Genomic DNA, 13,822 nt, shown 5'->3' on the forward strand with positions numbered 1-13,822 from the left:
AACCGGGAGCAGCAGGCCGGCTCCCGGGCTTTATGATTCTACTGAATTTTACCGGCAAGGCCAGTGCCCGGCGCTTAGCCGGCCAGCGCTTTTTCGACGGTGCTTCTGAAGGCGACTTTGTCGTAGTTGCCCAGGTAGCGCTTGATGATATGCCCTTGCTTGTCGATAAGAAAGGCCGTGGGCGTAAGCTGCACGTCGCCGAAGGCCTTGGCGATCTTGCCTTGCGAGTCGATGGCCACGGTAAAGGGCAGCTTGCGAGTGTCGCTGTAGTTCTTGACGTAGTTGGGCGGGTCGTACTGCATGGCCACGGCAATGACGTCGTAGCCCTTGGGCGACATGTCTTCGTAGGCCTGGACCGTGTCCGGCATTTGCTGGATGCACGTTACGCAGCTGGTGGCCCAGAACTTGACCAGCACTACCTTGCCGCGCAAGTCCTGGGTGGAGATTTGCTGACCCGTAAGCGACGTGAAGACGACGTCTGGCGCGGTCTTGGCCGTACCGGCAAACTGCCAGTAGCCCAGGCCGGCAAGGGCGACAACGGCGATCAGGGATATAAGTGCTTTTTTCATTGGATAGGTATGGTTTCAACAGCGCCTGAACCGCTGCCGGCAGAGCTTGCCGGGGGCGCCGAAGAAGAATCTTTGTTTTCCACGGGCGCGGGCGGTTGCGACATAAAAGTGCTTTCGCGCGAAACGATTTCGAACAATTTTACTACTTTGTTCACTCCGCTGACACTGGCGGCGGCCTTGGCGGCAAGCTGGCCTTCAGTGTCGGTGACTTTGCCCTGCAAATACACGACGCCGCGCTCGGTCGTGACAACTATGGTGCGGCTGGGCACGTCTTTGGTGTTGATGAGCGCGGTGGTGACCTTGGTCGTCAGCCAGGTGTCGTTGGTGCGCACGCTTAGCGGCGTGACTTCGCCGACGCGCAGTTCGTTGACGACCTGCTTGACCTTTTCAACCCCCTTGGCCGCGGTTCCCGCCTTGTCTTTGTCGGCCTGGGTGGGCACGTCGCCCACCAGCAGGACATGCCCGGCGTAGGAAGAAGCGATGACGCGGGCGGAGTCCGGATTGGCGGCGAAGAGGCGGCGGGTTTCGCTGCCGACTTTCATTTCGATGGACTTGTCTTCGACTTGCTCGCCCGCGGTGCGCCTGTCGGTGGCCACGATGGCCGTGCCGGCGGCGGCGCCGCCGACCACCAGTGCACCGCAGCCGGTCAGCACGGCGGTGCAGGTAAGGCCAAGCGCCAGCAACAGGGCGCGTGAAACTTGTTGGGGGGTGTTCATCAGAGTGTGTCTCCCAAAAGCAGGGCGTCGATACCGTCGCACATGGCATGCAAAAGCACGATATGGACTTCCTGGATACGCATAGTGCGCCCGTGCGGGACGCATAAGTGGATGTCGGGTCCGGATAGCAGTTCGTTGACTTTGCCGCCGTCCTTGCCGGTAAGGGCGATGACGGTCATTTCGCGGTCGTGTGCTGCTTCGATAGAGCGTAAAACGTTGGGAGAGTTCCCGCTGGTGGAAATCGCCACCAGGATGTCGCCCGGTTGGCCCAGGGCTGTGACCTGGCGCTCGAAGATGGCGTCGAAGCCGTAATCGTTGCCTACCGCGGTAAGAATGGAGGTATCGGTGTTGAGCGCCACCCCGGCCAGAGGCAGGCGGTCGCGCTCGAATCGGCCTACGAGTTCGGCAATGAAGTGCTGCGCATCGGCGGCCGAGCCGCCATTGCCGCAAGCCAATATTTTGTTGTTGTTGGCCAGGGCGCCAAACAGTACGTCGACGGCCGCGGAGAGCGGTTCGGACAAGGCGAGCGAACTGGTCTTGAAGGCATCGATAGCATCATCGAAATGCGATGTCATGCGTGAGGTCATATCCATGGCGCGTATTATCTCATGCCCCGCAGGAAAAAAATGTGACCAGATCTAGTGCGCGGTTTGGCTCGTTCGTGCGTTCGGCCGGGCGAAACGGCGCATCAGGACGCGCAAAAGGCGTTTTTTATCCAGGCCAGGCCGCCGGCTTCGATGGCAATAACGTCGAAGCGGCAGGCGGGCGTGCCTTCAAGCCGGCATTGGCGGACCAGGGCGGGCAGCAGCAGGGCGGCTGTATTGACCAAGCGCTGCTGCTTGCGACGGTTTACACTGGCTGCTGCGCCACCGTAGCGAGCGGAGTGCCGATGACGTACCTCGACGAACACCAAAATGGCCCCGTCCAGGCAAACCAGGTCTATTTCGCCCGTTTTGCCGCGCAAATTGCGCGCGACAATGCCAAGGCCGGCCGATTCCAGATACTCTTTGGCCTGATCCTCGGCCCGGCAACCCGCTTTCTGGGTGGGCGAAAGCTGCATTTGTGCCGGCGCGGCGCGTACGCGCGGCTGGCGCGCCGCTTGCTGCCGTTTTTTGCGCCGGCGCACGGCTTTTTCCTGTGCGGCGCGGGCGCGGGCATACGCGGCGCAGTCTTCGTCCATCATGGCTTTACCTCCCGCCCTTTATTCCACTAAATTTATTGCATCATGACCGACACGCCTGAGTTCATTGATTCCAGCTTGACCTGGGAGCGCCTTGCCGAACGCGTGGGGGGCCAATCGTGGCCGCCTTCCACCTTGTATGTGGTGGCTACGCCCATAGGCAATATCGGCGATCTTAGCGTGCGCGCATGGCAAACTCTGGCCCGGTGTGACGTTATTGCGGCCGAGGATACGCGCGCCAGCCGGCCTTTGCTCGATGCCTGGGGCATAAGCACGCCGCTGACAGCGGCCCATAGGCATAACGAGGCGCAGGCGGCGCAGTCCCTGATAGCCCGGCTGGCGGAAGGGGAGCGCGTCGGACTGATTTCCGATGCGGGGGCTCCTGGCGTCAGCGATCCCGGCGCGCGCATTGTGCGCGCGGTGCGCGCGGCCGGCTATGACGTCGTGGCCATTCCCGGCGCCAGCGCCGTCATCACGGCGCTGATGGCCAGCGGCGCCACTTCCGACGAGAATCCGGCTTACGTCTTTGCCGGGTTCGCGCCGCCCAAGTCGATGGCGCGCCAAAAATGGCTGCGGCAATGGTGCGCCGTGCCGGCGCCGGTGGTGCTGTACGAGTCGCCGCACAGGCTCGAGGCCTGCGTGCGCGACCTGCTTACCGTCTGCGGCCCTTCCCGCCTTTTGACGATTGCCCGCGAACTGACCAAGCGTTTCGAACAAGTGGCGACGCTGCCTCTGGAGCAGGTGCCTGAATGGCTGGAAGACGACAGCCATAGAACCCAGGGCGAATTTGTGCTCATTGTCCATGAAGCGATACAGGAAGAGTCCCTGGAGCTGGAAGCGGGGGCCGGCGTACTGCTGGATGCGCTGCTGGAAACGGTTAGCGTGCGCGATGCGGCCCGGGTGGCGGCCAAGGTAACGGGCTTGCCCCGCGATACTCTTTATACGTTGGCTTTGCAGCGGCAGCGCGCCGCGGGAGAGCCGGGGGCCGAAGGTTGACCGGGTGAATCAAGCAGGCAGGCCGGGGCGCCAGGCGGCAAGATCGGCAAACACGCCAGTTCTGGCTTTGCCGCCATCCGTCCTTACCGCGCGGCGACGGCCAGGCTGGGCTGTGTGCCGGTTTGCTGCTGGATGCGCCAGGCGGCGTTGACCGCTTCGGTGCGGCTGGCGTAAGGCCCCATTTGCACTTTGTACAATTGGCCGGAGTTTTGGACCTGTACACGGCCGCTTTCCGATTGGGCCAGGGCCTGGTTCAGCTTTTGCGCCAGGGACTGGGCATTTTCGATGGCGCTGAAGGCGCCAAATTGCAGGTAAATGGACTGCGTGCCCGAACCCTGTTCAGTGACAGTTTCTACAGGTAACGCGCTGCTGGCTGCAAGCGTTGGCGCAGCATCGGGCAACAGACTTTCTGTGCCGCCATCCGAGGCTTCGCCGGACAATACGCTCAAGGCGTCATCGGGAGCCGTGGCTGATGCGGCCGGTATTGCGGCCGTCGTCGGCCCCGGCTCGGGCGCGGCCTGCCGGCTGGGCTGGGCCGGTGCGCTGTTGCCGGCCATGCGCGGGCCATAGCTTCCGCGGGCGATGTCCGAATTGGTGATGGCCTCGACGATGACTTGCCCGCTGCCCGGGCCGATAAGCCCCAGCTTGGCTGCGGCCACATAAGACAAGTCCATGATGCGCGAGCTGTGGAAGGGGCCACGGTCATTGATGCGCACGATGACGGATTTTCCGGTGCTGGCGCGGGTAACCCTGGCGTAGCTGGGAATGGGCAAGGTGGGGTGGGCCGCCGTCATGGCGTACATGTCGTAGGTTTCCCCATTGGCAGTTTTGTTGCCGTGGAACTGGCGCCCATACCAGGACGCCGTGCCTACCTGCCGAAACGGTTGTTCGTCGGATAGCGGCACATAGCGCTTGCCGAATACCACGTACGGTTTGAGGGTGCTTTTAGAGTGGGTTTCGATGCGCGGAACGGCATCCGGAATGGAGTCGACGTCGGGCGAACTGGTGCCTGGGCCGTCGTTTTGGTAGTAGCCGCCGCCGCGCCGCGCGGACCCCGATGTGCCGCAGCCGGCCAGTATGGCCGCGCAGCATAGTGCGGCCACCGCGGCAAGGAGGCGCGCGCGGATCATGGGATTTCGGTGGGCGGCTGGTTACGATGCCGCACCAGCAGCGGAGAATGGTCGGCAAACTGCCTGGCCAGTTGTTCGGTGACGTAAACCGAGCGGTGCTGGCCCCCCGTGCAGCCGACGGCGACGGTCAGGTAATTGCGCGTATCCTGCATGTAAAGTGGCAGCCAGCGCCGGATAAAGCTGGCAATGTCGTCGATCATGGTCTCTACGCTGCCGAATTGGCTAAGCCATTGCGCAACGGCATCGTCCCGGCCTGTCAGCGGGCGCAAGGCCCGGTCGTAATGCGGGTTGGGCAGGCAGCGCACATCGAAGACCAGGTCGGCGTCGCCGGGTACGCCGCGCTTATAGGCAAAGGACTCGAATGTCAGTACCAGCGCGGCCCTGTCGGCCTGGATCAGGTCGCGCATCCAGGCGCGCAATTGGCCTGGAGTCAGGTCCGAGGTGTCGATGACATGTTCTTGTTCGCGCAAAGGGGCAAGCAGTTCGCGTTCGGCCTTGATGCACTCTTGCAGCGACGGCGACTTTCCGCCTTGTTGCAACCGGTCGGTAAGGGGATGGCGGCGGCGCGATTCGGAATAGCGCTGCATCAGCGTGTTGTCGCTGGCATCCAGAAAAATGACCCGCATTTCGGTGCCCATGGCGCGCAGCGCGGTAATGACGTCGGGCAGCTCGTCGAATTCGCCCGGCGAGCGCACGTCGATGGCGACGGCAACGCGTTCAAGCCCGTCCTCGCGCGTGCTGGCGATGAAGTCGTGCAGAAAACGCACGGGCAGGTTGTCGACGCAGGTATAGCCCGAGTCTTCAAGCAGACGCAGGGCGACGGACTTTCCCGAACCCGAAATTCCTGTAATCAGAACGACTTTCAGCATGGCAATGAAGAGGGCCTGTTAAAAAAGCCTGCTTTGGTTACAGCAGGTCTTTTTATATTGTATCGGACACCCATCCTATTCCGGACGGCTGTTTTCCATGATGGCCAAGGCCTGGCGCTCGATGAAATCGCCCATGGTGTCGATGCCGCGCAGAGTCAGGATGGTGTTTCGTACAGCGGCCTCGACCAGGACGGCCAGGTTGCGGCCCGCGGCAACCTGCAGCATGACCCGCCTTACCGGTATGCCCAGGATGTCCTGGGTCAGGTCTTGCACGGGTAGCCGCTCGAATGCGTCGGCGTTGGAGCGGATAAGATGCACGACCAGTTTCAGGCGCATTTTGCGGCGTACCGAGGTTTCGCCGAATATGGTGCGGATATCAAGCAGCCCCAGGCCCCGGACTTCAAGCAGGTTTTGCAGCAAAGGCGGGCAATAGCCTTCGATGATGTTGGGGGCGGTGCGCGACAGCTCGACGGCGTCATCGGCCACTAGCCCGTGCCCGCGCGAGATAAGTTCCAGCGCCAGTTCGCTTTTGCCCAGGCCGGACTCGCCGGTAATGAGCACGCCCAGGCCCAGGACATCCATGAACACCCCGTGCGCCGTGGTAACGGGCGCCAGCCGCTTGCCCAGGTAGATGCGCAGCAGGTCGATAAGCTGGGCTGCATCGATGGGTGTGGAAAGCAGGGGAATGTGCTGCGCATTGCAGAAGTCGCGCAGGTCGTCGGGCACGGGCAGGTTTTCGGCCAACAGGATGGCGGGGACGCCGCCGGCAACCAGGTCTTCTAGGTGGTGGACGCGGCGCTTGGGCTCGAAGCGGGCGTAGTACTGGAGTTCTTCGCGTCCGAACACCTGGATGCGCGCCGGGTGGATCAGGTTCAGGTGGCCGACCAGGTCGGCGCTGTGCATGCCCTGGTTGGGTATGACCTTGTCGCCTGAGCCGGCGCCGGCTATCCAGGTGAAAGCGATTTTTTCGGCGTTGTCCCTAACGAGTTCTTGGACGGTTAGCATGGTGGCTGGCTCGGTTTACTCGTCTGCGTCGGTGGTCAGCAGCCGATGGATGGCGACAACGTCGGTTTCGGTGGCCAGGGCCTGCCGCAGCGCCGGGTTGGAAACCAGCTTGGCGATTTCGGCCAGCAGGTCCAGGTGCAGTTGGGTGGCTGTTTCGGGTACCAGCAGAAAAAACAGCAGGCTGGCCAGGCGCCCGTCGCTGGGGTCGAACCGTACCGGGTCGGCCAGGCGGATAAAAGCGGCACAAGGTTCTTTCAGGCCCTTGATGCGGCCATGGGGCACGGCAATGTGGTGCCCCAGCGCCGTCGAGCCAAGGCGTTCTCGTGCGATCAGGCTTTGGAAGACTGAAGTGCGTGCGACACCGTGGTGGTTTTCGAAGAGTAGACCGGCCTGTTCAAATGCCCGTTTTTTACTGGTGGCGGCCAGATCGAGCACAATGTTTTGCAGCGGCAAAATACGCGACATTAGGTTCATGGAATGCATTATATAGGGCGTTGCCCTGCTTTATGTCTGCTGATATAACACCGAGGCCCCAATCGTATGTCGATTGAGGCCGCATAGGGTGGATTTCGGAATAGCCTTTACATGATTTTAGCGCAATGCAACGCGAGGCTTTGGCGTTGCCGGCTTGTCATTCAGAGGTTTATTCGACGGGGATTTCCTGCCTTTTCACTGGTTCGTGAGCGTGGTTCTGAACTTTGCTTTTGTACTTTATGACCTGGCGGTCGATTTTGTCGGCTAGCAAGTCGATAGCTGCGTAGAGGTTCTCGTCGGTAGCTTCGCAATGAATATCTTTGCCGCGTAGCCGCATCGTGACTTCGGCCATGTGCTTGAGGCGTTCTATTGAGAGTATGACCTGTGTGTCTATGACATTATCGAAATGCCGCGCAACCCGCGCCATTTTGTTTTTGACATAGGCGTTTATTGCCGGGGTGACTTCCAGGTGACGACCACTAATGCTCAGGTTCATATTGTGCTCTCCTATAAGTAGCTAGCTTGCGCAAAATGCGCGGTTCACGGGGTGGGTGGGTCTCCTTTCAAGTGGTGGCTGAAACTTCAGTGTAAAGCTTATGCAAACTAAAGCAAGGGGTTTCACTCGGGGTTTTTGCGGGTCCGGGGCAGCAAGCCGCGGTAGCGGCGCAGCGTGGGGGCCCATTTTTGCCGCCGGGCCGCCCCAAGGCAAAAAGCGCCCCCTTGGGGGATGAGACCGGACATAGGGCAGTCCCTGCGGACTGCCCTATGCCTGTCGAATCGGAGCGGCTTGCAAGCCGCGACGTGGACAGCAAGCCGCGGTAGCGGCGCAGCGTGGGGGCCTTTTTCCCTTTACATGCGGAAGTTCTTGCCCAGGTACACCTTGCGCACGGCTTCGTTGTCGATGATTTCGCTGGGGTGGCCGTTGGTCAGCACTTTGCCTTCGCTGATAATGTAGGCCCTGTCGCAGATGCCCAGGGTCTCGCGTACGTTGTGGTCGGTGATAAGCACGCCTATATTGCGGCTTTTCAGGAAATGCACAATGCGCTGGATTTCGATGACGGCAATGGGGTCCACGCCGGCAAAAGGCTCGTCCAGCAGGATGAAGCGTGGATGCGTGGCCAGGGCTCGTGCAATTTCCACGCGCCTGCGCTCGCCGCCGGACAAGGATATTGCCGAGTTGCGGCGTATATGCCCGATTTGCAACTCATCCAGCAGGGTTTCCAGCTGCTCGCCTATTTGTTGCGACGACAGGGCCTTGCCGTCGTCGGCCACCTGTAGCTCAAGCACCGCGCGAATGTTTTCCTCGACCGTCAGGCGGCGGAACACGGAGGCGTCCTGGGGCAGGTACGACAGGCCCATGCGGGCGCGCTTGTGCATGGGCATGCTGGTTATCGGCGTACCGTCGATTTCGATGCGGCCCGAGTCGGTGGGGACTATGCCCACTATCATGTAGAAACTGGTGGTCTTACCGGCGCCGTTGGGGCCCAGCAGGCCGACGACTTCGCCGCTGTCGACCGAGAGCGATACGTCATGGACCACTGTGCGCTTGCCGTAGGTCTTGCGTAGGCCCGTGGCGCGCAAGCTGCCATGTTCGGCGCTTGGAGCACGGTTCGAGCCGGCGTGCGGCGTTGCGGAAGAAAACATAAATGGGAATCTTTTGAAAGGGAAAGAGCGTTGACAGGCGCTAGCCTTTGGCTGATTTTTGCCGGCATTCGGCCGCTGCGGCTTCGGCTTTTGCGCCCGGAGAGGCAACCGAACGTACCCGCCCGTTGTTGCCTGTCGCGCCCGACTTGCCGAACGCCTGATAAGTATTGGTTGATTGATTGTATTTGACGCGGTCGCCGCTGATGGTGTCGAAGGGTTTCCCGCAGACGAATTTGGTGACGACGGCATCGCCTATCATTTCGAATTCGTCGGTTTTGCCGTTGTATTCGGCGCGCAGGCCCTTGGCTTCGACTACTTCGAATTTTTCGGGATTTTCCTGGCGCACGAACACCAGGCTGCCCGGAGCGACGGTGGCGGTGCCGTACTGAAAGCCTTCGGGGTCTTCATGCATGACCAACTTATCGGCGCGTAGCGTCATCAGGCCGCGGGTCATTACGACCTTGCCGGTAAACGTGCTTTGTTTTTTGACGTCGTCGTAGTTAAGGGTGTCGGACAGAATAAGCGTGTCGGGAGCGTCGGCCGCCTGTTTTTCGTTCTTGGCGCCTGGCTTGGCCGGTGCGCTTGCAGCGGCTGCCGGCTTGGCGGCGGCTGGATTGCTTGCCGCCCCTTGGGCGGCGGCGGGCGAACACGCCAAAGCGGCAGCGGCCGCAATCAGCCAGCAGCAGGGGGAAACTATGCGGCGTAAAGTCATGGTTTTTTGGGTTCTGTTTTTTTAGTGGTCGAACGGGACTGGGAATCCTGGCCCGATATTTTTACATCGCTGGCGGAGAACACTTTCAGCGTCCGGGTTTTGTTATCGTACCTCATGCCTTTGCCGTTCATGGTGGAATTACCGTTTACGACCACGGCCGGCAAATCGGTGAAGGTAACGTCTTCATCGGGCAGCAAGGTAAGCTGCTGGCTGCGCACGTCCAGTGCGGCGCGATCCTCGTCGGGAAGCCGGTGTAAATGCGCGTCGCCGGTCATGACGACGCGGCTGCCATGCTGGTCCATGACCGCCGTGCGCGAAGTGCCGATGGTAATGGGCGAGCCGGTGCGCTGGCCGATGGCCTTGGTATTGGTGATCTTGTAGGAGTCGTCGTCGGGGTAGTGTTCCATATGGTCGCCTTCCAGGCGATTGACCGCCACGCCTGCAGGGTCGGTGCGTACCATGATGAAATTGTCGGCCCATGAGTCCGGTTCGTGCGTTACCCGGCGCGCGGCTTCGATTCGTACGGCGCGCTGGGTATAGTCGGCGGCCCACCACGTGCTGGCTACCAGGACGAAAAGAAGAAGAATGGCAACAAAGGATGGAATACGTTCTTTCATGCGGATTATTGCGTCACGCCGCCCAGAATAAGCGCATTGGGCCCGAAAAATGTGCGGAGCCGGCCCTGGGCCGCCAGGATGAGGTCGCAGCATTCGCGCGCGGCGCCTTCTCCGCCGCGTTCGGTCGAGACCCAGTGCGCTGCCTGGCGCACATAGGCCGGGGCGGTCGGCGGGGTGGCGGCGAAGCCCACGCGCTGCAAGGCGGCCAGGTCGATGATGTCGTCGCCCATGTAGCCCACCTGGTCCAGGCTATAACCTTGTTCTTGCGCCAGCGCGGCCAGGGCCTGCGCCTTGTCGCGCACGCCCTGCAGTACCAGCGACAGCCCCAGTTCGGCGGCGCGGCGCGCCACGATAGGGCCTTGCCGGCCGGTAATAAGCGCGACCGCGACGCCGCTTTCGCCCATCAGGCGCAAGCCATGGCCGTCCAGGGCATTGAATCGCTTCAGGGTTTCGCCATTTTCGTTGTACCAGAGGCTGCCGTCGGTAAGCACGCCGTCTACATCGAAGGCCATAAGGCGGATCTGGCGCGCGCGTTCTTGAACGGCCGGAGGCACTTTCGCCAGGATCAATACTTCAGCAGGGTGGGGGACGGTGGATGTCTTCATAAATTCAGATTACCTTTGCGGCAAGCAGGTCGTGCATGTGCAGGGCGCCAAGCAGGGCACCGGATGGGTCGGTCACCAGGACCTGGGTAAGGCGGTTCGCATCCATCAGGGTAGCAGCCTCGACCGCCATGGCGTTGGGGGCGACGCATTTCGGATGGCGCGACATGCCGTCGGCCACGGTAAGGCTGCGGATATCGCCATGGCGGACAATAAGCCGGCGCAGGTCGCCATCGGTAAAAATGCCAAGGGGGCGCTTGTTGTGGTCGACGACTATTGTCATGCCCATGCCCTTGTGCGACATTTCCCGCAGGACATCGGGCATGCTGGTGTCGGCCTGCACAATAGGCAGCGCCTGGCCCACGCGCATGATGTCGCTGACATGAGTAAGCAGCCGCCGGCCCAGGGCGCCGCCCGGATGCGAAAGCGCGAAATCCTCGGCGCTGAAGTTGCGGGCCTCAAGGCAGGCTACGGCCAGCGCATCGCCCAGGACCAGGGCCGCCGTCGTGCTGGCTGTCGGGGCAAGGTTCAGCGGGCAAGCTTCCTGTTCGACATGGGCGTTCAGGTGCAGGTCGGCATTGACGGCCAGCTCGGATTGCGGGTGGCCGGTCACAGCCACGAAAGGCACGCCCAGGCGCTTGGCGACCGACAGTATTGTCAGAAGCTCGGGAGCGGATCCGGAGTACGAGATTGCCAGTACGGCGTCCTGCTGGGTAAGCATGCCCAGGTCGCCATGAATGGCTTCGGCGCCGTGCATGAAAAAAGACGGCGTGCCGGTCGAGGCCAACGTTGCCGCGATTTTCTTGGCGACGTGGCCGGACTTGCCGATGCCGGTGACAATGACGCGCCCCGCGCAGCCCAGTATGATCTCGACAGCGCGGCTGAAAGAGTCGTCCAGGCGTGCGTCCAGCGCCTGCAAAGCACTGATTTCAATTGAAAATGTTCGGTGGGCCGACTCCAGGGGATGGGCCCGCGGCGTGGTCGCGGCGTTTTTCATGTCCTGATTTTAAACGCACCTGTAATTAATGTTGGATTTTTGCGGTTTTACTTGCGTCGGCAGGCATGGGCATGCAGCGATTGCCCTTGGATTAGGGTTATAGTTGACCCTGTTTTCAATTCCTTCTGTTTTCGGCGATTTACATGCATATTGATACTGTCGAGTATGTTCGCAGGGCTATTCGTAGTGTGCCCGACTGGCCCAAGCCTGGCGTTGTCTTTCGGGACATTACCCCGGTTCTGCAAGATCCTCGCACCTTCCGTGTCTTGATAGACATGTTTGTTTATCGTTATATGCGCCAAAGGCTGGACCTGGTTGCCGGAATCGACGCGCGCGGCTTCATACTTGGGGCCGTGCTGGCTTACGAATTGAACCTGGGCTTCGTGCCGGTCCGTAAAAAAGGTAAGCTGCCGTTTAAAACCCTGGCGGAAGAATATTCGCTCGAATATGGCAATGCCACCGTCGAAATGCATACCGACGCCGTCAAGCCCGGCCAGCGCGTTTTGCTTATCGACGATTTGATCGCCACCGGCGGTACGATGATGGCGGCGGCCAAATTATTGCAGCGCCTGGGCGCCAACGTGGTTGAAGCCGCGGCCATTATCGACCTGCCCGAACTGAACGGTTCGGCAATCCTTAAAGAAACGGGCATGCCGGTGTTTACCGTGTGCAGCTTTACCGACGCCGAGCCCTGAACAGGCCTTTATAAGCCAGCGCTGATATGTAGGCTACGGCCGGTTTTTTAGAGTAAGCAGTTGCTTGCAATGTTTATAAAAACAAGTGGTATGCCGGGTTGTCCGTTTCGTTCCAGTAAGGATAGCCCAGCGACTCCAGGGACTGCTTGAGTTCTTTCTTGTCGGTGGGCGGCACCTGCATGCCAACCAGAATGCGCGCATAGTCGTCGCCCTGGTTGCGGTAATGGAACAGGCTGATGTTCCAGTTGGGGCTCATGGAGGTCAGGAACTTCATAAGCGCGCCCGGCCTTTCCGGAAACTCAAAGCGGAACAGCATTTCATTCTCGGCCAGCGTAGAGCGGCCCCCGACCATATAGCGTAAATGGGTCTTGGCCATTTCGTTGGACGTCAGGTCCAGCGTGGGTATCCCTTTCTTGATGAGGCCGGCGGCGATGCGCTCGGACTCGCTTAACGAACCGATTTGCAGGCCCACAAACACCTGCGCCGCATTCGAGTCCGACATGCGGTAATTGAATTCGGTTACGCTGCGCTTGCCGATGGCTGCGCACAGCCGCAGGAAGCTGCCGCGTTTTTCGGGGATGGTCAGGGCGAAAAGCGCTTCGCGCGCCTCGCCGACATCGGCCCGGTCGGCTACAAAGCGCAGCCGGTCGAAATTCATATTGGCGCCGCTGGTAATGGCTATCAGCGTTTTGCCTTTCAGTTCGTGCAGCGCCGCGTAGCGTTTGGCTCCGGCCAGCGCCAGTGCGCCGGCGGGCTCGAGCACGCTGCGCGTGTCCTGGAACACATCCTTGATGGCGGCGCAGATGGCGTCGGTGTCCACGGTTATGTAGTCATCGACGTATTGCTTGGCCAGCTTGAAGGTTTCAGAACCCACCAGCTTGACGGCCGTGCCGTCGGAAAACAGGCCGACATCGCTCAGTTCGATGCGCCGGCCCGCTTTGGCGCTGCGTGCCATCGCGTCCGAGTCGGCGGTCTGTACCCCGATGATCTTGATATTGGGACGCAATTGCTTGATATAAGCGGCAACGCCCGCAATCAGGCCGCCGCCGCCGATGGGCACGAAGACGGCGTCGATTTGGTTGGGGTGCTGGCGCAGGATCTCCATGCCTATCGTGCCCTGGCCCGCGATGACATCAGGGTCGTCGAAGGGATGAACGAAAGTAAGCTTTTCCTGTTTTTCCAGATCGAGCGCGTGGGCATAGGCGTCGGAGTAGCTGTCGCCGGCCAGTACCGCTTCGCCGCCAAGGGCGCGTACCGCGTCGACCTTGACCTTGGGGGTAGTGGTGGGCATGACTATTACCGCCCGGCAGCCCAGCCGCTTGGCCGAAAGCGCCACGCCCTGCGCATGGTTGCCGGCCGACGCCGCAATGACGCCGCGCTTGAGCTCGGCCGCGCTAAGGTTGGCCATTTTGTTGTAGGCGCCACGCAGCTTGAAGCTGAAAACCGCTTGCGTGTCTTCACGCTTTAAAAAGACCTTGTTCTGAATTCGCGTCGAGATTTGCGGTGCAAACTCCAGGGGGGACTCGATGGCGACATCGTAGACTTTCGATGTCAGTATGCGTTTCAGATAGTCGGTCGACATAGCTAGTGAAGAAGAAAGGTTAGGGAAATACCTG

At 60.9% G+C, this 13,822-nt stretch carries 17 protein-coding genes; 2 read left to right on the top strand and 15 right to left on the bottom strand.

All coding sequences use genetic code 11. The annotated features are described in order from the left end of the window. Positions 1 to 74: 74 nt before the first annotated feature. The 4 genes from DFR37_RS13990 to DFR37_RS14005 form a co-directional block, all read right to left on the bottom strand. Entirely contained in the window at positions 75 to 569 is a 495-nt protein-coding gene (locus tag DFR37_RS13990; protein ID WP_113933932.1) for a TlpA disulfide reductase family protein, read from the bottom strand. After that, the gene (locus DFR37_RS13995; RefSeq protein WP_170139927.1) at positions 566 to 1,288 is read right to left on the bottom strand and encodes a BON domain-containing protein; all 723 of its coding nucleotides are present in this window, start codon (positions 1,286 to 1,288) and stop codon (positions 566 to 568) included. The genes DFR37_RS13990 and DFR37_RS13995 overlap by 4 nt, the downstream gene beginning before the upstream one ends. Continuing rightward, a complete protein-coding gene (locus tag DFR37_RS14000) occupies positions 1,285 to 1,878 on the bottom strand; it encodes a phosphoheptose isomerase (protein WP_170139922.1) in 594 nt (197 codons plus the stop codon). Before DFR37_RS14000 ends, DFR37_RS13995 begins: the two co-directional genes overlap by 4 nt. 95 nt (positions 1,879 to 1,973) lie before the next feature. Continuing rightward, positions 1,974 to 2,468, bottom strand: coding sequence for a YraN family protein (locus DFR37_RS14005; protein ID WP_113933935.1), 495 nt, complete (start codon positions 2,466 to 2,468; stop codon positions 1,974 to 1,976). A gap of 42 nt (positions 2,469 to 2,510) precedes the next feature. Here DFR37_RS14005 and rsmI point away from each other — a divergent pair, with 42 nt between their 5' ends. Further along, entirely contained in the window at positions 2,511 to 3,461 is a 951-nt protein-coding gene (gene rsmI / locus DFR37_RS14010) for a 16S rRNA (cytidine(1402)-2'-O)-methyltransferase (RefSeq protein WP_113933936.1), read from the top strand. Between the two features lie 83 nt (positions 3,462 to 3,544). Here rsmI and DFR37_RS14015 read toward each other — a convergent pair whose 3' ends face one another. The 10 genes from DFR37_RS14015 to DFR37_RS14060 form a co-directional block, all read right to left on the bottom strand. Beyond that, the gene (locus DFR37_RS14015; RefSeq protein ID WP_113933937.1) at positions 3,545 to 4,591 is read right to left on the bottom strand and encodes a septal ring lytic transglycosylase RlpA family protein; all 1,047 of its coding nucleotides are present in this window, start codon (positions 4,589 to 4,591) and stop codon (positions 3,545 to 3,547) included. Continuing rightward, a complete protein-coding gene (rapZ, locus tag DFR37_RS14020) occupies positions 4,588 to 5,460 on the bottom strand; it encodes an RNase adapter RapZ (RefSeq protein ID WP_113933938.1) in 873 nt (290 codons plus the stop codon). The genes DFR37_RS14015 and rapZ overlap by 4 nt, the downstream gene beginning before the upstream one ends. Before the next feature lie 75 nt (positions 5,461 to 5,535). After that, positions 5,536 to 6,465: an HPr(Ser) kinase/phosphatase gene (hprK, locus tag DFR37_RS14025; protein WP_113933939.1), complete on the bottom strand. Its 930-nt coding sequence runs from the start codon at positions 6,463 to 6,465 to the stop codon at positions 5,536 to 5,538. A gap of 15 nt (positions 6,466 to 6,480) precedes the next feature. Further along, positions 6,481 to 6,939 carry a PTS sugar transporter subunit IIA gene (locus DFR37_RS14030; protein ID WP_170139923.1) on the bottom strand — a complete coding sequence of 153 codons (459 nt, stop codon included), beginning with the start codon at positions 6,937 to 6,939 and terminating at the stop codon, positions 6,481 to 6,483. A 169-nt stretch (positions 6,940 to 7,108) separates the two neighbouring features. Then, positions 7,109 to 7,435, bottom strand: coding sequence for a ribosome hibernation-promoting factor, HPF/YfiA family (hpf, locus tag DFR37_RS14035; RefSeq protein ID WP_113933941.1), 327 nt, complete (start codon positions 7,433 to 7,435; stop codon positions 7,109 to 7,111). Positions 7,436 to 7,788: 353 nt separating this feature from the next. After that, positions 7,789 to 8,583, bottom strand: a complete 795-nt coding sequence (gene lptB / locus DFR37_RS14040; RefSeq protein WP_113933942.1) for an LPS export ABC transporter ATP-binding protein — start codon at positions 8,581 to 8,583, stop codon at positions 7,789 to 7,791. Positions 8,584 to 8,623: 40 nt separating this feature from the next. Then, entirely contained in the window at positions 8,624 to 9,295 is a 672-nt protein-coding gene (lptA, locus tag DFR37_RS14045) for a lipopolysaccharide transport periplasmic protein LptA (RefSeq protein WP_113933943.1), read from the bottom strand. After that, positions 9,292 to 9,912 (bottom strand): LPS export ABC transporter periplasmic protein LptC, encoded by a 621-nt coding sequence (lptC, locus tag DFR37_RS14050; RefSeq protein WP_113933944.1) that lies wholly within the window; start codon positions 9,910 to 9,912, stop codon positions 9,292 to 9,294. Before lptC ends, lptA begins: the two co-directional genes overlap by 4 nt. Before the next feature lie 5 nt (positions 9,913 to 9,917). Next, complete coding sequence (locus tag DFR37_RS14055; RefSeq protein ID WP_113933945.1) at positions 9,918 to 10,517, bottom strand: KdsC family phosphatase; 600 nt, start codon at positions 10,515 to 10,517, stop codon at positions 9,918 to 9,920. Positions 10,518 to 10,521: 4 nt separating this feature from the next. After that, positions 10,522 to 11,511, bottom strand: a complete 990-nt coding sequence (locus tag DFR37_RS14060) for a KpsF/GutQ family sugar-phosphate isomerase (protein ID WP_113933946.1) — start codon at positions 11,509 to 11,511, stop codon at positions 10,522 to 10,524. A gap of 143 nt (positions 11,512 to 11,654) precedes the next feature. Between DFR37_RS14060 and DFR37_RS14065 the strand changes: the two genes are divergently transcribed. Next, on the top strand, positions 11,655 to 12,206 hold the full coding sequence (locus DFR37_RS14065; protein WP_113933947.1) for an adenine phosphoribosyltransferase: 552 nt from the start codon (positions 11,655 to 11,657) through the stop codon (positions 12,204 to 12,206). 73 nt (positions 12,207 to 12,279) lie between these two features. Here DFR37_RS14065 and ilvA read toward each other — a convergent pair whose 3' ends face one another. Then, positions 12,280 to 13,788 carry a threonine ammonia-lyase, biosynthetic gene (ilvA, locus tag DFR37_RS14070; protein WP_113933948.1) on the bottom strand — a complete coding sequence of 503 codons (1,509 nt, stop codon included), beginning with the start codon at positions 13,786 to 13,788 and terminating at the stop codon, positions 12,280 to 12,282. Positions 13,789 to 13,822: the final 34 nt, after the last annotated feature.

This window comes from Eoetvoesiella caeni (assembly GCF_003315175.1).
GTDB lineage: Bacteria > Pseudomonadota > Gammaproteobacteria > Burkholderiales > Burkholderiaceae_B > Eoetvoesia > Eoetvoesia caeni.